The organism is Sphingomonas yunnanensis (assembly GCF_019898765.1).
Taxonomy (GTDB): domain Bacteria; phylum Pseudomonadota; class Alphaproteobacteria; order Sphingomonadales; family Sphingomonadaceae; genus Sphingomonas; species Sphingomonas yunnanensis.
Window position 1 is genome coordinate 886,586 of record NZ_JAIOKB010000001.1, and the last position, 18,435, is coordinate 905,020.

Annotated in this window: 17 protein-coding genes and 1 tRNA gene; 14 read left to right on the forward strand and 4 right to left on the reverse strand. The window is 69.1% G+C overall.

Features of this window, described 5'->3' with window-relative positions:
- The first annotated feature begins 11 nt into the window (after nucleotides 1–11).
- The 3 genes from purC (at nucleotide 12) to purQ (ending at nucleotide 1,748) form a co-directional block, all read left to right on the forward strand.
- Complete coding sequence (purC, locus tag K7957_RS04265; protein WP_132907417.1) at nucleotides 12–791, forward strand: phosphoribosylaminoimidazolesuccinocarboxamide synthase; 780 nt, start codon at nucleotides 12–14, stop codon at nucleotides 789–791.
- A gap of 61 nt (nucleotides 792–852) precedes the next feature.
- A complete protein-coding gene (gene purS / locus K7957_RS04270) occupies nucleotides 853–1,083 on the forward strand; it encodes a phosphoribosylformylglycinamidine synthase subunit PurS (protein WP_223010693.1) in 231 nt (76 codons plus the stop codon).
- On the forward strand, nucleotides 1,080–1,748 hold the full coding sequence (gene purQ, locus K7957_RS04275; RefSeq protein WP_223010694.1) for a phosphoribosylformylglycinamidine synthase subunit PurQ: 669 nt from the start codon (nucleotides 1,080–1,082) through the stop codon (nucleotides 1,746–1,748). The genes purS and purQ overlap by 4 nt, the downstream gene beginning before the upstream one ends.
- Nucleotides 1,749–1,778: 30 nt before the next feature.
- Here the strand turns inward: purQ and K7957_RS04280 are convergent, their stop codons facing one another.
- Nucleotides 1,779–2,525, reverse strand: coding sequence for a queuosine precursor transporter (locus tag K7957_RS04280; RefSeq protein ID WP_223011118.1), 747 nt, complete (start codon nucleotides 2,523–2,525; stop codon nucleotides 1,779–1,781).
- Nucleotides 2,526–2,583: 58 nt separating this feature from the next.
- Between K7957_RS04280 and K7957_RS04285 the strand changes: the two genes are divergently transcribed.
- Nucleotides 2,584–2,660: transfer RNA gene (locus tag K7957_RS04285), tRNA-Arg, on the forward strand.
- Between the two features lie 328 nt (nucleotides 2,661–2,988).
- Nucleotides 2,989–4,419 (forward strand): methyl-accepting chemotaxis protein, encoded by a 1,431-nt coding sequence (locus K7957_RS04290; protein WP_223010695.1) that lies wholly within the window; start codon nucleotides 2,989–2,991, stop codon nucleotides 4,417–4,419.
- A gap of 682 nt (nucleotides 4,420–5,101) precedes the next feature.
- Here K7957_RS04290 and K7957_RS04295 read toward each other — a convergent pair.
- The 3 genes from K7957_RS04295 to K7957_RS04305 form a co-directional block, all read right to left on the reverse strand.
- On the reverse strand, nucleotides 5,102–6,940 hold the full coding sequence (locus K7957_RS04295) for a methyl-accepting chemotaxis protein (RefSeq protein WP_223010696.1): 1,839 nt from the start codon (nucleotides 6,938–6,940) through the stop codon (nucleotides 5,102–5,104).
- A gap of 120 nt (nucleotides 6,941–7,060) precedes the next feature.
- Entirely contained in the window at nucleotides 7,061–9,574 is a 2,514-nt protein-coding gene (locus K7957_RS04300) for a TonB-dependent receptor (protein ID WP_223010697.1), read from the reverse strand.
- A gap of 186 nt (nucleotides 9,575–9,760) precedes the next feature.
- Nucleotides 9,761–10,807, reverse strand: coding sequence for a DUF2332 domain-containing protein (locus K7957_RS04305; RefSeq protein WP_343228294.1), 1,047 nt, complete (start codon nucleotides 10,805–10,807; stop codon nucleotides 9,761–9,763).
- A 334-nt stretch (nucleotides 10,808–11,141) separates the two neighbouring features.
- Here K7957_RS04305 and K7957_RS04310 point away from each other — a divergent pair, with 334 nt between their 5' ends.
- From K7957_RS04310 to K7957_RS04350, 9 genes are read left to right on the forward strand one after another with little or no spacing between them, the layout of a single operon-like run.
- Nucleotides 11,142–11,402, forward strand: coding sequence for an STAS domain-containing protein (locus K7957_RS04310; protein WP_223010699.1), 261 nt, complete (start codon nucleotides 11,142–11,144; stop codon nucleotides 11,400–11,402).
- 34 nt (nucleotides 11,403–11,436) lie between these two features.
- Nucleotides 11,437–13,641, forward strand: a complete 2,205-nt coding sequence (locus K7957_RS04315; protein WP_223010700.1) for a chemotaxis protein CheA — start codon at nucleotides 11,437–11,439, stop codon at nucleotides 13,639–13,641.
- Nucleotides 13,638–14,507 carry a CheR family methyltransferase gene (locus K7957_RS04320; RefSeq protein WP_223010701.1) on the forward strand — a complete coding sequence of 290 codons (870 nt, stop codon included), beginning with the start codon at nucleotides 13,638–13,640 and terminating at the stop codon, nucleotides 14,505–14,507. Before K7957_RS04315 ends, K7957_RS04320 begins: the two co-directional genes overlap by 4 nt.
- On the forward strand, nucleotides 14,504–15,523 hold the full coding sequence (locus tag K7957_RS04325; protein ID WP_223010702.1) for a protein-glutamate methylesterase/protein-glutamine glutaminase: 1,020 nt from the start codon (nucleotides 14,504–14,506) through the stop codon (nucleotides 15,521–15,523). Before K7957_RS04320 ends, K7957_RS04325 begins: the two co-directional genes overlap by 4 nt.
- Nucleotides 15,520–16,074 (forward strand): chemotaxis protein CheD, encoded by a 555-nt coding sequence (locus K7957_RS04330; RefSeq protein ID WP_223010703.1) that lies wholly within the window; start codon nucleotides 15,520–15,522, stop codon nucleotides 16,072–16,074. The genes K7957_RS04325 and K7957_RS04330 overlap by 4 nt, the downstream gene beginning before the upstream one ends.
- Nucleotides 16,075–16,103: 29 nt before the next feature.
- Nucleotides 16,104–16,478, forward strand: coding sequence for a response regulator (locus K7957_RS04335; protein WP_219753659.1), 375 nt, complete (start codon nucleotides 16,104–16,106; stop codon nucleotides 16,476–16,478).
- Nucleotides 16,479–16,504: 26 nt separating this feature from the next.
- Nucleotides 16,505–16,945 (forward strand): chemotaxis protein CheW, encoded by a 441-nt coding sequence (locus K7957_RS04340; RefSeq protein WP_183943207.1) that lies wholly within the window; start codon nucleotides 16,505–16,507, stop codon nucleotides 16,943–16,945.
- Between the two features lie 47 nt (nucleotides 16,946–16,992).
- A complete protein-coding gene (locus K7957_RS04345) occupies nucleotides 16,993–17,997 on the forward strand; it encodes a chemotaxis protein CheB (RefSeq protein WP_223010704.1) in 1,005 nt (334 codons plus the stop codon).
- A gap of 11 nt (nucleotides 17,998–18,008) precedes the next feature.
- The gene (locus K7957_RS04350; RefSeq protein ID WP_246616641.1) at nucleotides 18,009–18,293 is read left to right on the forward strand and encodes a hypothetical protein; all 285 of its coding nucleotides are present in this window, start codon (nucleotides 18,009–18,011) and stop codon (nucleotides 18,291–18,293) included.
- Nucleotides 18,294–18,435: the final 142 nt, after the last annotated feature.

The window sequence follows — 18,435 nt, forward strand, 5'->3', positions numbered from 1 at the left end:
GAGGGTGAGCGATGGCACGGCGGCGGCAGATCTACGAGGGCAAGGCGAAGATCCTCTACGAGGGTCCCGAGCCCGGCACGCTGATCCAATATTTCAAGGACGACGCCACCGCCTTCAACGCCCAGAAGAAGGGCACGATCAACGGCAAGGGCGTGCTCAACAACCGCATCAGCGAGCACATCTTCACGCTGCTCGACCATATCGGCGTGCCGACGCATTTCATTCGCCGCCTCAACATGCGCGAGCAGCTGATCCGCCAGGTCGAGATCGTCCCGATCGAGGTGGTGGTGCGCAACGTCGCCGCGGGCTCGCTGTCGAAGCGGCTCGGGATCGAGGAGGGCGTCAAGCTGCCGCGCACGATCCTCGAATATTATTATAAGGACGACGCGCTCGGCGACCCGATGATCTCGGACGAGCATATCGCCGCCTTCGGCTGGGCCAGCCAGGACGAGATGCACGACATCGCCGACCTCGCGATCCGCGTGAACGACTTCCTCAGCGGTCTGTTCGCGGGGGTCGGCATCCGGCTGGTCGACTTCAAGCTCGAGTTCGGGCGCATCTGGGACAATGATTACAGCCGCATCATCCTGGCGGACGAGATCAGCCCCGACGGCTGCCGGCTGTGGGACATGGAGTCGAACGAGAAGCTCGACAAGGATCGCTTCCGGCGCGATCTCGGCGGCGAGGTCGAGGCCTATCAGGAGGTGGCGCGCCGGCTCGGCCTGTTCCCCGAGGGCGGCGAGACCGCGGTGCTCGACATGGAGAGCCATCGCAAGCGGCGCGGCAAGTGATCGCGTCCGCGCCGCGGTGGGAGGTTGCCCCGCGCGGCGCGCCGCGGCATAGCGCGCAGCCATGAGACTGCGCATCTATGTCACGCTCAAGCCCGGCGTGCTCGACCCCCAGGGCAAGGCGATCGAGCACGCGCTCGCGGGGCTCGGCTTCCAGGGCGTGGCCGGCGCTCGGGTCGGCAAGCTGATCGAGCTGGATGTCACGGACGGTACCGCCGACGCGGACGTCGAGGCGATGTGCCGTCAGCTGCTCGCCAATACCGTGATCGAGAATTATCGGATCGAGCGCGCGTGAAGACCGCGGTCATCGTCTTCCCGGGCTCCAACTGCGATCGCGACATCGCGGTCGCGCTCGAGCGGGTGACCGGGCGCGCGCCGGCGATGGTGTGGCACCGCGACACTGATCTGCCCCAGGACGTGGGCCTGGTCGCGGTGCCCGGCGGCTTCTCTTACGGCGATTATCTGCGCTCGGGCGCGATGGCGGCGCGCTCGCCGATCATGCGCGCGGTGGCGAGCGGGGCCGAGCGCGGCCTGCCCGTGCTGGGGGTGTGCAACGGCTTTCAGGTGCTGACCGAGGCGGGGCTGCTGCCGGGCGCGCTGATGCGCAATGCCGGGCTCAACTTCGTCTGCCGCGACGTCAGCCTCACGGTGGACAACGCGCAGAGCGCCTTCACCAGCCGCTATACCGCGGGTGAGCAGGTGGTCTTCCCCGTGGCGCATCACGACGGCAATTACGTCGCCGACGCGGAGACGCTCGACCGGCTCGAGGGAGAGGGCCGAGTCGCTTTCCGCTACGCCGAGCCGATCAACGGCAGCGCGCGCGACATCGCCGGCGTGCTCAGCGCGCGGGGCAATGTGCTGGGCCTGATGCCGCACCCCGAACGGCGCGTCGAGCCGGCGCACGGCGGCGACGATGGCCGTCGGTTGTTCGAAGGCCTGCTCGAGACCGTCGGCGCCTGAACCGCGCCGCTCGCGGGAGCGTGACCGGGCTCACACCCGCGCGCGGAACGGCGTGAAGTTTGTCTCGCGGTCGTAGACGTCGACGCCCTCGACGCGCTTGAGCCAGCTGACGACCAGATACGTGACGGGCGTCAGCGCCGCCTCCCAGCCCGTCTTGAGCGCCCATTGCGTGAACAGCACCACCACGACGAGGTGCGGGGTCCAGCCCGGTGCCCCCAGGAAGGCGAGCGGGTAGAAAATCAGGCTGTCCACCCCTTGCCCCGCGATCGTCGACCCGATCGTACGCATCCACAGGTGCCGCCCCTCGGTCATCACCTTCATCCGCGCCAGCACGTAGGAGTTGACGAACTCGCCCGCCCAGAAGGCGCACATGCTGGCGAAGACGATCCGCGGCACCTGGCCGAACACCGCCTCATAGGCCGCCTGATTGCCCCAGTCGGGCGCCGGCGGCAGCGCCACCACTACCCAGGCCATTACCGCCATGAAGACGGTGGCGCTGAAGCCGACCCAGATGACTCGTCGCGCGTGCGCGTAGCCATATACCTCGGTGAGCACGTCGCCGATGATATAGCTCACCGGGAAGAACAGGATGCCCGCGCCGAACGGCCAGTCGCCGATCCCGGGCAGCGCCACGCGCGCGACCTTGCCCGCGCCGAGCACGTTCGACAGCAGCAGGATCGCGACGAAGGCCGCCATGACGAGATCATAGTAGCGGAAATGCGCCGCGGCGACGCGCGCGGCATCGGTTGGCGGCGGGGTAGGCGAAGGCTTGGCCATGCGCGCGATCATGCCGGCCATTCCTTCCCGCTTCAATCCGCGCTAGGCGGATCGGCGGGCGCCCGTAGCTCAGCTGGATAGAGCAAGGAGCTTCTACCTCCTTGGTCGGGGGTTCGAGTCCCTCCGGGCGCGCCACCTGCCGACAGCTCAAGCTATCTTCCTGACTTGGCGCAGCTTCTGCAGCGTTAATTATCCTAAATCCCTGCTGTTCTTAGTTTTAATCAAGTTAGCGCTGACTTTCTCATCCAAGCGCGAGCAGCTGCGACCTTCCCTGCCGCGCTTCACCATTTCAGGTCACCGGTAAGGATTGTGTCAGATTTCGACAACTTAGGTAGGTTATCCCATCGAACCGTGGCTAGCTGACCGGAATATTTACTCAAGTTTAGCGCCTCTTCGTATACGGTCGCCAGGTTAAGGCGGTCCGCTGCGCGGATCTGATCGGAGAAGGTGGGAAGGAAGTCCTATGTTTCACTGGTTCAAGGCGAGTGCGCCGATCCGAGCTAAATTCACCGCGCTGCTGGTCGTCTACACGGCGCTGGTCGCAGCGCCGGTCGCGACGACGGTGTTGTCGACGACCGATCCGCTGCGTCTCGGCCTCGCGGTCGCCGCGCTGGCGGCCGTCGTGATCGTAACGCTCGGCGCCCGGAAGCTGGTATGCGACCCGTATGTCGACACCGTCGTGCGCATGGAAGGTCTTGCCCAGGGCGACTTCACCTCGGCGATCCGCCACACCGAACACCGCGACTGCGTCGGCCGGATGACCAAGGCGATGGACGTGTTCCGCCGCAACGGCGTAGCGCTGGCGGAAGCCGCCGCGGCGCAGCGCGTCGTCGTCACCTCGCTCGGCGCCGGCCTGCAGCGGCTCGCCGCAAACGATCTCACCTATCGGATCGAGACCGCCTTCTACGCCGACTACGACCGGCTCCGCCTCGACTACAACCGTGCGGTGGAGGCGATGTCGGACGTGCTCGGCGCGGTGACCGCCGCCAGCCAGGGGATCGACAATGGCGCGGCAGACATCCGCAGCGCGTCCGATGAACTCTCGCAGCGTACCGAGCAGCAGGCTGCCAGCCTGGAGGAAACCGCCGCGGCGATGGAGCAGATCACCTCTACCGTACGCGAGACCGCCGAGGGGGCCGACCGCGCCCACCGCGCGGTCACTGGTGCGCGCGAGGAGGCGGAGCAATCCGGCGGCGTCGTTCGCCGCGCGGTCGACGCGATGGGCGGGATCGAGCGTGCCTCCAACGAGATCAGCGAGATCATCAGCGTGATCGACGGCATCGCGTTTCAGACCAACCTGCTGGCGCTCAACGCCGGCGTCGAGGCCGCGCGCGCGGGTGATGCGGGCAAGGGCTTCGCGGTGGTGGCCAGCGAGGTGCGCGCGCTCGCCCAACGCTCGGCCGACGCCGCGCGCGACGTCAAGGCCAAGATCACGGCGTCCACCGAGCAGGTCGACGCCGGCGTCGGCCTCGTCAGCGCGACGGGCAGTGCGCTCGAGCGGATCATCGCCCGGATCGGCGAGATCAGCACGCTGGTGGCGACGATCGCCAACTCGGCCAAGCACCAGGCCACCGGGCTGCAGCAGATCAACACCGCGGTGAGCGAGATGGACGGGGTGACCCAGCAGAACGCCGCGATGGTCGAGGAAGCCACCGCGGCGGCGCGCAGCCTCGCCGACGAGGCGACTCAGGTCGCCGCGCAGGTCGCGCGCTTCCGCCTGTCGTCCGCGCTTCCCGCCACCGCGCTCGTGCCCGCTCCGTCGCCGGTGCATGAGCTGCAGGCGCGCGCGGCGAGCGCGGGCCGCGAGATCGCGCGGGGCGCACGTCAGCGGAGCGTGACGGGCACCAGCGGCACCGCGCTCGCGGTGGCACAGGACGACTGGTCGGAGTTCTGATCCGGCGTCGACCGATCCGGCGCACGATCGTCCTTCCCGCACCGAACGGACACGGACACGGACATCAGGTGCCTCGCGCGCCTGGTGTCCATCTGACACTGGAAAGGCTGGCATAGCTGCCGCGCTCGCTCCGCCAGTCCGTCCCGAGGATGGCGGCGGCGCTCCCGTTCACCGCTCACCAGCCGGTGCCGCGCTCCTGATGCTCCGTTCAGGCGAAGGGCCGCGGGCAGACGCCGGAACCGCACCTCGCGTGTGCCGCGCGTGCCAGGCGGCGTCCGCGCGCTCGACGAGACCGTTCGACCTACCTCTCCCCCTCCCCACGCCCGCCCATCCTACCGACCGCGGTCGTCGGCCGATCGAGCGTCGCGAGGAGGCGAGGCATGAAGGAGGATCGCGTCACCTCGCCGATGCGAGGGAGTGATCGGCGGTGCCGAACCGACGCCGCACGAACGGTGCATGGCCGCCGCACGATCTTCAGCCGAATAGGCGGTCGCTATCGCGACCGCCCCGCGACTCATGCCGCCGGGCCAACGTCCCGTTTCGACCGGGGGACGCGGCTCGCCCCCGCTGCAGGACCAGTTCTACAGCCAGCCGCTCCGAGACCATTGTCCTGCGGCAGCGGTCATGAACCGGCGTCATTGAAGCGCAGCGACGCGGATCGTTACCCGACGAGCGGCCAATGTCAGAACGACGACCAATCGTCCTCCTTCGACACGGTCGCGCTTTTGCCGACCAGCCGGATCGGCCCGCGCGCGGCGCGCGCGACCGTCGGCTGGCGCGACGCCGGCGCTGGCGCATGGGTGGAGCGGCCGGTCCGCGGCGCGGGCGTGGGCGCGGCCTGCTCGACCGTGAAGATCGCGACCGCGCTCGCCAATTGCTCGGCCTCGTGCGCGAGCATCTGCGACGCCGCGGTCGACTCCTCCACCATCGCGGCATTCTGCTGCGTCACCGAGTCCATCTCGCCGATCGCGATGTTGACCTGACCGAGGCTCTGCGCCTGATCGTCGGCGGAGCGCGCGATCGTGCCCATGATCGTGCTGACGCTGACGACGCGGTCGATGATCCGATCGAGCGCCTTGCCGGTCGCGTCGACCAGCTCCACCCCGGATTGGACATGCTCGATCGCCGAGAGGATGCGCGACTTGACGTCCGAGGCCGCCTCGGCCGAGCGCTGGGCGAGCGCGCGCACCTCGGAGGCGACCACCGCGAAGCCTCTGCCCGCGTCACCCGCGCGCGCCGCCTCGACCCCAGCGTTCAGCGCGAGCAGGTTCGTCTGGAAGGCGATCCCGTCGATCACGCTGATGATGTCGGCGATCTCGCGGCTCGCCTGATCGATACCGTTCATCGCCTGCACCGATTTGCGCACCACGGCGCCGCCCTGCTCGGCCTCGACCCGCGCGTCGGCCATCGCATCGTTGGCGTTCGCGGCATTGGTCGCGCCGGTACGCACCGTGGCGGTTATCTCGTCCATCGCGGCGGCGGTCTCGCGCAGGCTCGCCGCCTGCTGCTCGCTGCGGCCCGAGAGCGCGCGCGCCGACTGGCTGATCTCGTCCGCGTTGCGCTTGATCGTATGGACGCTACCGCGGACGTTCTGGGTAAGATCGGAGAGCTTGCCGACCGCACCGTTGAAATCATGAGCGATCCGCTCGAACGAGCGCGGCACGTCCGTGAGCCGCACGGTCAGGTCAGCGTCGGCGAGACGGCGCAGCCCCTCCCCGATCGCCGCCATCGCCTGCTCGCGCTCGGTGTCCGCGGTGAGTTTGGCGCGCGCCGCGTCGCGGAAGACGATGACCGCCCGCGCCATGTCGCCGAGCTCGTCGCGTCGCTCCGCCGGCACCGTGATGTCGAGCTTGCCGTTGGCGAGATCGGCCATGCGCCGGGTCAGCGCGGTGATTGGGCGCGCGATGCTGCGACCCAGCACCACCGCCAGCGTCGCCGCCACCGCGATCAGCAGCAGCCCGCCGACGATCAGCGCGACGGTCGCGCTGGTGAGCGCCTTCTCCTGCCGCGCGGCGTTGCGCTGCATCGCCTCGGTCTCGCGGTCGCGCACGTCGCGCAGCGGCAGGATCGCCGCGCTGGTCAGCACCGCCTTGCCGGCGTCGCGCACAACCTGCTCCGCGGCCTCGCGCTTCCCCGCCTTGACCATCGCGACCAGTCGGTCGCTCCAGTCGCGCCGCCACTTCATCGCCTCGCCGCGCCCCGTCTCGAAGAGGCGGTGCTCGGTCGGATCCGTCAGCATCGGGCCGAGTTCGGCGGCGGCGCGATCGTACTCGGTGCGCGCCTCGTCGTAGGATTTAAGATAGCTCTTGTCGCCGGTCACCAGATAGCCGCGGAGCTGGCTATTCTCGCGCAGCAGCGAGGTCTCGAGCGTCAGCGCCTTGGCATAGATCGTCTGCGCGCGATTGTTGCCCTCGGTCGCGTCGCGGATCATCCAGACGTTGGTGAAGAACACCGCGAGCATCACCGCGGCGAAACCGATGATGACGAAGAACGACATCGCCAGCTTGCGGGGAATGCTCATTCCCGAGATCATAATTCGGTCCCTTCGTCCCGTCGGCGGCGATCCGTCACGCGGCTGTCCCTCTTGTATCGGGTGAACGATGGGTCATCCCGCGCGCCGCCGAGGGATGACCCAAATTGGTTAAAAATCGGCTCTCAGCGTCGCGGCGATGGTGCGTCCGGTAAGCGGACGCCCGCGGATCAGCGGCGTACTATCCGGGCCCTGGCTGTCGAGCGGCGGCTGGCTGCGCGTGTCGATGCCCATCAGTGCGACGGTATCGAAGAGGTTGTTCGCGTCGAGGGTCAGCCGCAGGCGATCGGTCGCGCGGAACTGGACGAAGGCGTTGCTCGTGACATAGCCCGGTATCGTCAGCCAATTCTCGTCCTGCGTGTAGCTGCGTGTTGCCCCGACAAAGCTCGCGCCCAGCGCGAAGCGCGGCAGCACCAGCGCCGGCGACGCTTGAAACAGTAGCTTGGGCTGGGCGCGCGGTTGATGTCCCTCGTTCGTGCGGTCGAGATAATCGTGCTTGATCCTGGCGTTGGTGTAAGTCGCTCCCGCCCGAAGATCGAAGACGCCGGCCCGGAGCCCCCCCTCGAACTCGAGCCCTTTCGCCTCATAGTCGCGCGATAGCGGACGGGCGCGGATAGGATCGTAATTGGCGTCGTAGACCGTGGCCCAATAACCCGTCAGGTTCAGCGTGATCTGGTCCGATCGGTACTTCACCCCGGCCTCGGCCTGACGCACCGGGTTCACCGGTGAGGCGCCCAAGGTGGCGACCTTGTTGGTCGCATTCTCGGTCCGGAACATGAGCCGGTCGGCGGGGGTGCGGCCGCCGCGGCTGTAGCGCGCGAACAACGCCAACGGTTCGGCCAAGCGGTAGGTGATGCCGGATGAATAAGAGACGTAGTGATAACGATAGTCGACCGGGCGCGACTGATCGAAGACGGTCACGTCCACGTTCTGCTCCGGTCGCGAGATCGCACCGTCACCGTTGATGTCTAGCACTTTTGATCCACTCTGCGACCCCGCCCTGACGCCCCAGAGCCGACCTGAGACGGCGCCGTTGTCATATCGCGCACTCGCGCCGATCGAGACCCTACCGGCGCGGTAGTTGAGCGAGGCGAAAGGGGCATCGATGGCATTGTCGGTGTCGAGCGAGCGACGAAGTCCGCCGTTGCCGCCATTGGGCGAGTAGAAGTTCGAGTAGCGGTAGACACCATGGTCGGTCACGGACACGCCGTCGCTGCCGAAGACGTCGATCAGCGCCGATCGTCCATGGCCGCGTATGTCGCTGAGGAGCGTCGTCCATAGGATGTCGCGATTGATCTTCTGCCGCGCGGAATAGAGACCCGCGGTAGTGGTGAGCTCGCCGCCGACGTCGAACACGCGGCTGACGCGCACCTCGTTGGTCACGTCGCCATAGTCGCGCAGCGGGATGAACGCGATCGGCAGCGCGGCGGTGAGCCCATTGCCGTTGAGCGCATTGCCGCGGCTCGACAGGATCCGCTCGCCGGCGCGGTCGCCGTCGACGTACGCGATCGTGGCGTTCGCGTCCCTCGCGACTTGCCTCGCGGCGTCGTTGATCTCGCTGAACAAGGTGTTGAACGGGATCGTCAGTGATCCGTTCACGCGGGCGTAGCGGAAGCGCTCCTGCACGGTCCAGCCGGCGACATCCAGCTGCGCTTCGAGTTGCGCGAGATCCTCGCGAAGATGCTGGCCGTCGGCCAGATCGGGGCTGATGATCCGGTTGGTCCGATCGAGCATCAGCACGTTGCGGAGATAACGCGAGTTCGTCGCGTCGTGCAGGGGATCGAAGCCGCGCGGGCGGGTGAGCCGCGGGCGGTCATCCGTACCGCTGATGAAGAAGGGCACTGCGTCGTAGAAAGGCGTTCGATCGTCGAGGTGCTTGCCGTAGAGTCTCAGATAACCGCCGTTGAACTCCTTGGTGACATTGAAGCGGAACTGCCCGCCGCGCGCGGCCTGGTAGCCGGTCCGGCGCAGGCCGTGTCCCTGCCGGTAGAACCCGCCGAGCTGGAATCGTACGCTGTCGCTCAGATGACCGCCGTCGGTGAAGTCGAGCCGCGCGTTATCATAGTCGAGACCGCTGCTGAGGGCGACCGCGCCGCCGTCGACCTCGCCCGTGCGCGAGCGCAGGTTGATCACGCCGCCGGGCGAGTTGGAGGCGAAGGTCGAGGCGGATCCACCGCGGATCACCTCGATCTGCGACAGCATGAGGTCGGGTCGAGCCAGCGCGTCGCCGCTCACTCCCGTGATATCGCCGAACTCGAGCGTCGGCAGCCCGTCCTCCTGGAACTGGATGTACTTGGAGCCGGTCGCCGGTATCGGCAGGCCGCGCACGCTGACGCTCGCGTTGATCTCGCCCGCCGCGCCTTCGACCCGCAGGCCGGGGATCACCCGCAGCAGGTCTGCCAACGAGCGCGCGCCGAGACGCTCGATCTCCTCGTCGTGCAGGACGCTCGTCGACGTCGCGCTGTCGAGCGGGTCGCGCGCGCGCGCCACGCCCGTGCCCACCGAGTTGTCGCTCTGCGCGCGCCGCGTGGCCTCGGCGGTCGCCGGCTCGGCGGGTTCGGCGAGCGCCGGCACGGCCATGGTCGAGGCCGCCGTGATCACGAGTAGAAAACGAAGATTGTTCACCAACTTCTCTCCCCCTAGGAGGCCACCGCGCGAGGCCGCGCGGCGGCGATGACAGGAGAAGAATAGTGAGAGGAGCGCCGTGATCGTCTGACATGTGCGAGATTAGCTTACCCGCTTCGCCCGACCCGACATAATCTTCGCAGAAAACCAGCAATATGCATGCGGGCAACTGATTAACCGATCGCTTCAACCCCGCCAGCTGATCGCCGCGCCGTAAGGGTGGCACTCGGCCAGGACCCGCGTGATCCCGTCGGGATAGCTCGTGATCTTGAGCAGAACTGCAGCGCGATCCGCGGTCCATTCGAAGCCTATTCGCACCAGCGGCCGCTCCGACGTGGCCACCGCGCCCGCCGCGGCGACCGTCGCGTCGAGCCGCGCGCGCGCCGCCGGGTCGAGATATTGCGTCACCATCGAATGGACGATCGCGCGGCAGCGGCCCGCCGGCGCCGGCTCGGCGAGCCGGTCGCGCAGCCACGCGACCGCGTCGCCGCGGTCGACCAGCGGCGGGGAGCATCGCGCGAGCGCGAGCGCGCTCTCGAGCCGGCGCGACCGTGCCGGCTGGTCGGCGAAGACAAAGGCCATCAGTCGCTCGCACGTCGCGGCATCGGTCGGATCGAGCGGTGCCAGGTCGACACCGCGCGCGGCGATCACCTCTACCGGCGCGTCCGGTGGCGCGGGGCCGACCCAGTCCGGAGCGATCCGCACGGCTGAGTCCGGGTCACCCGCGGCGACGCCACCGAGGTCATAGGCATAGCGGTGCAGGTTCAGGTTGAGGCCCGCGCTCGCGCCGATCTCGAGCAGCGCGACGGGCAGGTCGAAGCAGGTGCGCACCACCTTGAGCGCGGCGAGGATCGCTGCCGCGCGGCCGACCTCGTTGGTCTGCGGCACGTGCTGGATCCAGTCGGCGATGAAGCGATCATGCCCGGCGAGCGCCGCGGCGATCGCGCCGTCGACGTCGTCGTGCTCGCCACGATACAGCGCCCCCAGCCGCGCTGGCGTGTCGCGCCGGGCGAGCGCGTGGATCGCGGCGTTGAAGCGCATCGCCAGCGCCGCGGCGGCGCGGTCGCCCGCCCAGTGCGCGAACACCGCCGCGGTGAGCGGCGCGCGCTGCAGCTGGCGAGCGCTCGATTCGAGCACCGCCGCGACGAAGGGCGAGCCGATCGCGCGCGCCACCCGTGCCTGGCGCCTTAGCTCACCCGTTGCGCCATCGGTATCAAGAGCTTTCTCAAACACTCGCAAGTATATCCACTGGAGCGACGGCGCCGCGGGCCGGCGGCCGCAGTGGCGGAAAGTGCTTTCCATCCACTTAACCGCGCCGATCGCTCGCTCGATCGACCGGCGGCGTGCCATCTCTGCGGCAACGACGCAATCATTCTCGCCCCATCCGTGATTAACGTCATTTTAGGACGCCACGTCCAAGAGGATGTTGGCGCGGCGGAACCGTCGGGGGACGATCCGGACGTCCGAGGCGCCTATAGTGGGGGATGGGACGGGATGATGGCTGCTCCTCGCCGCGGCGAGCGACCGGCTCCGATCGCCTGCCCGCTCGAATGATCAGGATCTCGCGATGGCGTACGTGCTCCCTCCCCGTCTCGACACCGCCGCCGCACCACCGCTGCGCCTCGCGCTCAAGAAGCTCGTCGAGCAGGCCAAGCCGCTCGCGGTGGACGGCAGCGCGGTGGAGCAGATCGGCCAGGCCTGCCTTCAGGTGCTGATCGCCGCGCGCGCCGCCGCGATCGCGCAGGGGCAGCCTTTCGCGCTGACCGCGGTCAGCATCCCCTTCGCCGACGCCGCCGCGCTCGCCGCGGTCGACCTCTCCGCCGCATAAGCGCGCCACCGCCCGGTTCACAGGAGCAGACGTCTTGGATCTCGACGCAATCCAGCAGATCTTCTTCCAGGAATGCGAGGAAGGCCTGGCCGGCATGGAGGGCGCGTTCGCCGCCTTGCGGTCCGAACAGTATGACGCCGAGACGATCAACGGCATCTTCCGCGCGGTCCACTCGATCAAGGGCGGCGCGGGTGCGTTCGGGCATGAGCGGCTGCAGGCCTATACCCATCAATATGAGACGCTGCTCGATCTTCTCCGCAGCGGTGCGCTGACGCTCACCCCCGCGCTGACGAACCTGATCGTCGCCGCCTTCGACATGCTCGCCGACCATGTCGCCGCGGCGCGTGACTCGGGTGAGTCGCCCGACGACGCGGTGATGCTCGCGCGGCTGATCGCGGCCGCCAGCGGCGAGGAAGCCGCCGCTCCCGCGCCCGCCGCGCCGGCCGCCGGCGCGGACGAGATCGCTTTCACCCCCGCCCCGATCAGCCTCGGCGACGACTTCGACGACCTGATGGCGATGCTGGGCGACGTCGCTCCGGCGGCCGAGACGGCGGACGCTGCCGCTGGCGCCGCGGCGGGGCCGCAGGACTGGCTGGTCACCTTCAAGCCCACCCCCAACGCGCTCGACAACGGCGGTGAGCCGCTCCTGCTGCTGCGCGAGCTGGTCCGCATGGGCGGGCGCGTGCAGTCGTGCGACACGTCGGCGCTGCCGCCGCTCGCCTCGATCGACCCGGAAGTGGCGTATCTCGCCTGGACGATCGCGGTGCCGGCGAGCGTCGACGAGGACGACATACGCTCGGTCTTCGAGTTCACCGACGGCTGCGCGGTGACGCTCGCGCGCGGCGCCCCCGCCCCCGTCACGGTGGCCGAGCCGGAGCTCGAGCCGGTCGGCCCCACACCCACGATCGCCGCGGCTCCCGCGGCGCCGATCGCCACGGTCGCGCCCGCACCCGCCCCCGCGGCCAGCGCGGCACCCGCTGCAACGGCACCAGCGCCCAAGCCCGCGCCGCCCGCACCGGTGGTCGCCTCCGTCGTCGCGCCCGCGCCCACCGCGGTGGCGCAGACGATCCGCGTCGACCTCGACAAGCTCGACCGCCTCGTCAATCTCGTCGGCGAGCTGGTGATCACCCAGGCGATGCTGGCGCAGCGCCTGTCCGAGAACAATATGGCGGGGATCTCCGAGCTGACCGACCTCGATCACCTGACGCGCGAGCTCCAGGAGTCGACCATGGCGATCCGCGCCCAGCCGATGAAGACGGTGTTCAGCCGCGTGCCGCGCATCATCCGCGAGCTCGAGGGTGAGACAGGCAAGCGCGTCCGGCTCGACATCGAGGGCGAGATGACCGAGGTCGACAAGACCGTGGTCGAGCGGATCGGCGAGCCGCTGACCCACCTCATCCGCAACGCGGTCGACCACGGACTGGAGACGACCGAGGAGCGGATCGCCGCGGGCAAGCCCGCGGAGGGCGTAGTCACCCTCTCGGCGGCGCATCACTCGGGCCGCATCGTCATCACCGTCAGCGACGACGGTCGCGGCATCGATCGCGCGCGGGTGCGCGCCAAGGCGATCGAGCGCGGCATCATCCTGCCCGACGCGGTGCTGAGCGACGAGGAGGTCGACAACCTGATCTTCGCGCCCGGCTTCTCCACCGCGGCGACGGTCTCGAACATCTCGGGGCGCGGCGTCGGCATGGACGTGGTGCGCAAGAACGTCCAGGCGCTGGGCGGTCGTATCGGCATCCAATCCAAGTTCGGCTCGGGCTCGAGCTTCTCGCTCAGTCTGCCGCTGACGCTCGCGGTGGTCGACGGCATGATCGTCACCGTCGGCGACCAGACCTTCGTGATCCCGCTCAGCCATATCGTCGAGAGCCTGCGCCCGACCGACGGGGCGGTCACCGCGATCGGCGTCGACGGCTCCGTGCTCGACGTGCGCGGCTCCTATGTGCCGATCTACCCGGTGGCCGAGCAGCTCGGCCTCGGCGGCGGCGAGCGTGACCCCGCCAACGCGGTGCTGATCGTGGTAGAGGCCGATCACGGTCAGGCGGCGCTGCTGGTCGACTCAATCCAGGACCAGCGCCAAGTCGTGGTGAAGAGCCTCGAGGCCAATTATCAGGCGATCAACGGTCTCGCCGGCGCCACCATCCTGGGCGACGGCCGCGTCGCGCTGATCATCGACGTCGACGCGCTCACCGCGCACCGCGTCCGCACCCCACGTCCGATGCTGGCGCACGCGGCATGATCCCTGCGATCGCCCTGCCCAGCGAGTCGTCGCTCAAACGCGAGTTCCACTTCGTGCCGGCGGACCATCAGGCGATCGCGCGGCTGGTCTATGACGAGCTCGGCATCCTGCTGCCCGACGGCAAGGCGCAGCTGGTCTATGGTCGCGTCGCACCGCGCGTGCGCGCCTGCGGTCTCGACAGCGTCGGGGCCTATATCAGGCTGATCGAGCAGGACGCCGACGAGCGGCTGCGCATGTTCGACGCGATCACGACGAACCACACCGCCTTCTTCCGCGAGGCGCATCATTTCGAGGATTTCGTCGAGCGGCTATGGCCCCAGCTCTCGCAGCGCGTGCTCGGTGGCGGGCGCGTGCGGCTGTGGTCGGCGGCCTGCTCGAGCGGCGAGGAGCCGTACAGCTGGCTGATGGCGAGCTTCGGCACCGATCGGGGCCTGGCGCAGCGCGTGCTGCGCGCCGACTTCAAGCTGCTCGCCACCGATGTCTCGCCCAGCGTCCTGGCCACCGCGCGCGCCGGCACCTACCCGGCGGCGACGCTGCGCACGGTACCGCCGGCGCTGCGCAGCACTTGGCTGAGCGGCCCGAACGAGCGCCAGACGGTCGATCCGATGCTGCGCGACGCGGTCGCCTACCGGCCCCTCAACCTGCTCGGCAATTGGCCGATGCGCGGTCGCTTCGACGCGATCTGCTGCCGCAACGTGATGATCTACTTCGACGAACCAACCAAAGCGCGGCTGCAGGCACGGCTCGCTGACCATCTGGAGACGGGGGGCATGCTCTACATCGGCCATTCCGAGCGGCTCGCCGACGAGGTGGCGCACCGCTTTGAGAGCGTCGGGCGCACCGCCTATCTGAAGGTGGCGGCATGAGCGTCCGCACCCTCGTCGTCGACGACTCGCTGACGATGCAGGCGCTGATCCGGCGCACGCTGTCGGTCGACCCCGCGATCGAGGTCGTCGGCACCGCCGCGAGCGCGGAGGAGGCGCGCGCCAAGATCAAGGAGCTCGACCCCGATGTCGTCACGCTCGACATCGAGATGCCGGGCATGAACGGGCTCGACTTCCTTGAGCGACTCATGCGGCTGCGCCCGACCCCCGTGGTCATGCTGTCGACGCTCACCTCGGACGGCGCGGAGGCGAGCATCGCGGCGCTCGAACTGGGCGCGTTCGAGTGTTTCGACAAGCTCGCGCTGCGCCGCGAGGGCGAGGCGATCCGCCTCCCCGCGCTCGTCCGCGCCGCCTCGGGCACGCGTCGCCGCCTCGCGCCGCTGCCGCCCAAGGCCGAGACGATCGACGGTGACTATCGTCCGCGCGAGAACGCGCTGATCGCGGTCGGCGCCTCGACCGGCGGGGTCGAGGCGCTGATCGAGCTGCTCACCGGTTTCCCCGCCAATTGCCCCCCGACCGTCATCGTCCAGCATATGCCGGCGAGCTTCACCGCTAGCTTCGCCGCGCGGCTCGACCGGCTGTGCCGCCCGAGCGTCGAGGAGGCGCGTGCCGGCGCGCCGCTACAGGTCGGCAAGGTCTATCTCGCACCGGGCGGCGACCGCCATCTCGAGATCGCGGGCAGCGGCGGCAAACGCCACTGCCGCCTGCTCCAGGGCCCCAAGGTGAGCGGGCATCAGCCCTCGGTCGACACCCTGTTCCAGTCGGTCGCGCGCTGCGCCGGCGCCGACGCGGTCGGCGCGCTCCTCACCGGCATGGGCGCCGACGGGGCCGAGGGCATGCTCGCGATGCGCACGACCGGCTCGGTGACGATCGGGCAGGACGAGGCCACCAGCGTCGTCTACGGCATGCCCGCGGTGGCGCATCGTATCGGCGCGGTGGTACAGCAGCTGCCGCTGCGTCGCATCGCGCCGCGGCTGCTGCAAGAGTGTCGCGCATGAACAGCCTCACGCTCCGCGACGGCTTCCGTCGCCTCACCGTGGCACAGGGCGAGACCAAGGTCAGTGACCGTGAGGACGTGGTGCTGACCACCGTTCTGGGTAGCTGCGTGGCCGCCTGCTTCTACGATCCGGTCGCGAAGGTGGGAGGCCTTAACCATTACCTGTTAGCGGAGGGCAATGTGTCCGACCCCGCCTCGATGCAGCGCTACGGTGTCTACGCCATGGAGGTGCTGATCAACGCCATGCTCTCGATGGGCGCGGTGCGGTCGCGCATGAAGGCGCGCATCTTCGGCGGCGCGACGATGCGTTCGGGCTTCCGCGACATCGGCGGCGACAACATCGCCTTCGCGCGCCGCTTCCTGCGGGACGAGAAGATCCCGCTGGTCGGCGAGGATGTCGGCGGCAATGGCGCGCGCCGGGTCGAGTTCCGCGCCGCGCTGGGTCTCGCGCGCTGCCGCGTCGTCACCGAGGGCGCGCCGCCGCCGGTGCTGCGGGTCGCTCCCGCCCCCGCTTCCGCGATCGCCCATGTCGGCGACGTCGAGTTCTTCTGATTTCCAGCATTGCCCAGGAGCCCTTTCCCGTGACCAAGACGATCATGACCGTGGACGACTCGCCCAGCATGCGGATGCTGCTGCGCGCGGCGCTGACCGATCTCGGCTACAATGTCGTCGAGGCCGAGGACGGGGTGCACGCGCTCGAGACGCTGCAGAATTTCGAGCCCGAGGAAGAGCCCGACCTGCTCATCACCGACATCAACATGCCGCGCATGGACGGTTTCGGCCTGATCGAGCAGGTGCGCGCGGATGGCCGCCGCACGCTGCCGATCCTGGTGCTCACCACCGAGAGCTCGGACGAGAAGAAGCAGCGCGCGCGCGACGCCGGCGCCACCGGCTGGATCGTCAAGCCCTTCCACCCCGAGAAGCTCGCCGCCGCGATCCGGCGCGTGCTGCACTGATCCCCAGCGTATTCGAGGAGCCACCCATGTCCCGTCAGCTCATCACCTTCCAGCTCGGCGACCAGCATCTGGGGGTCGACATCATGGCGATCCGCGAGATCCGCGCCTGGTCGCCCGCCACGCCGCTGCCCAACGTGCCCAGCCACGTGCGCGGCGTCGTCAACCTGCGCGGCGTGGTGCTGCCGGTACTCGACCTGCGTCACAGGCTCGGCTGGGGCGTCACCGACCCGACCGCGCGCCACGTCATTATCGTGGTGCGCATCGGCGAGCAGCTCCAGGGCATCATCGTCGACGCGGTGAACGACATCGTCACGGTGCAGACCGAGGACATGCAGCCGCTCCCCGACATGGGTGACGCCGCCGCGGCACAGTTCCTCGACGGCCTGGCGACGATCGACCAGCGGCTGATCCTGGTGCTGGCGCTGGAGCGGCTGGTGGAGCGAAGCGCGATGGCGGACGCCGCCTGATCCAAGTGATAAAAGTTACGTTTACGCTTATCGTCTAGGACGGGGACATGGCTGGAACGAAAGTATTGGTGGTCGACGACTCGTTGACCATGCGCGCCCTGATCTCAGGTGCGCTGGAGCGCATCCCCGGCGTGGAAGTGGTCGGCATGGCCGACGGTGCCGCAGAGGCGCGCGAGCTGGTCGCCTCGACCTGGCCCGACGTCATGACGCTCGACGTCGAGATGCCGGGCATGAGCGGGCTCGAGTATCTCGCCGAGATCATGGACACCAAGCCGATGCCGGTGATCATGTTCTCGACCCGGACGCAGGACGGCGCGGCCGAGTCGATCGAGGCGCTGCGCCTCGGCGCCATCGACTGTTTCCCCAAGCCGCGCGTCGCCGCCCCGGCCGAGCTCGACGCGATCATCGCCAAGCTCGCCAAGCGGCTGAAGGCGGCCAAGAAGGCCGACATCAAGCCCAAGGCGCCGCCCAAGACCGCCAAGGCGCCGCCGATCGACTGGAACGGGCGCCTCCTGCTGGTCGGCGGCGACGCCTCGAGCACCAAGTCGATCTTCGACCTGTTCTCCGGCTTCCCCGCCAACTGCCCGCCGACGGTGGTGGTGCAGCATCTCGGCCCGGGGCTGGTCGAGAGCATGGCGGCCAAGCTCGCCGAGCAGGTCGCGCCCAAGGTCGTGGTCGCGGCGGACGGGATGAAGCCCGAGCAGGGCACGATCTATCTCGCCCCGCACGGCGACGCGCATCTGGTCATCGACAGCTGGCCCCACGGCACGCTGCGGCTGCTGCCGCGCGACCCGGTCGCGGGCGAGCGCCCCTCGATCTCGCTGCTGTTCGCCTCGGCCGCCAAGGCGGCGGCGAGCAACGCGGTCGGCGTGCTGCTGCTCAACTCGAACGAGGACGGCGCGGGCGGGCTCAAGGCGCTCAACGCCGCGGGCGGCTATGCTTTCTCCCCGGCGGACGAGGGCGGCGGCTACACGCTGGCGCGCGGGATGGTGTCGCAGCCGGTAGGGAGCGACGCGCTGGTCGCGGGCGTACTCAAGATGTGCTCGAAATGAGCGCGGGGGCGATGTCGCGACCGCTCGCGCTGGCACTCGCCGAGGAGCTGGTGTTCGCCTCGAACGAACTCAACGAGCTCGCCTATGATCTCGGCAGCAACGGCGAGACGCTGCGCCGGCACATGGCGAGCATCCAGCGGATCGATTACGTCACGCAGATCCAGCTCGCGGTCGCCACGCTGCTGCGCATCGACGGCGCCTCGGACACGGACCTCGGGGCGGTGACCTTGCAGGACATGGTCGACCGCCTCCGCGCGACCTTGGCCTCGCTCGAGCAGCAGTCGGCCGCGGCCTGACCGGGCGGCCGACGCCGCCTCGGAACGCTGCCCGTCCTCATCTGAACCGGCCGCATGCTCCGGCGAGCGCCGGCGCCCGGGGCCACTAACGTCACCACCTGCCGCTCCGGCTTGGCGCACGCGTCGGCATCGGCATCGGCGG

Coding starts and splice junctions, on each gene's coding strand:
- purC (WP_132907417.1), top strand. CDS start 12: ATGGCACGGCGGCGGCAGATCTACGAGGGCAAGGCGAAGATCCTCTAC.
- purS (WP_223010693.1), top strand. CDS start 853: ATGAGACTGCGCATCTATGTCACGCTCAAGCCCGGCGTGCTCGACCCC.
- K7957_RS04280 (WP_223011118.1), bottom strand. CDS start 2,525: ATGGCCAAGCCTTCGCCTACCCCGCCGCCAACCGATGCCGCGCGCGTC.
- K7957_RS04290 (WP_223010695.1), top strand. CDS start 2,989: ATGTTTCACTGGTTCAAGGCGAGTGCGCCGATCCGAGCTAAATTCACC.
- K7957_RS04295 (WP_223010696.1), bottom strand. CDS start 6,940: ATGAGCATTCCCCGCAAGCTGGCGATGTCGTTCTTCGTCATCATCGGT.
- K7957_RS04310 (WP_223010699.1), top strand. CDS start 11,142: ATGGCGTACGTGCTCCCTCCCCGTCTCGACACCGCCGCCGCACCACCG.
- K7957_RS04320 (WP_223010701.1), top strand. CDS start 13,638: ATGATCCCTGCGATCGCCCTGCCCAGCGAGTCGTCGCTCAAACGCGAG.
- K7957_RS04325 (WP_223010702.1), top strand. CDS start 14,504: ATGAGCGTCCGCACCCTCGTCGTCGACGACTCGCTGACGATGCAGGCG.
- K7957_RS04330 (WP_223010703.1), top strand. CDS start 15,520: ATGAACAGCCTCACGCTCCGCGACGGCTTCCGTCGCCTCACCGTGGCA.
- K7957_RS04340 (WP_183943207.1), top strand. CDS start 16,505: ATGTCCCGTCAGCTCATCACCTTCCAGCTCGGCGACCAGCATCTGGGG.
- K7957_RS04345 (WP_223010704.1), top strand. CDS start 16,993: ATGGCTGGAACGAAAGTATTGGTGGTCGACGACTCGTTGACCATGCGC.
- K7957_RS04350 (WP_246616641.1), top strand. CDS start 18,009: ATGTCGCGACCGCTCGCGCTGGCACTCGCCGAGGAGCTGGTGTTCGCC.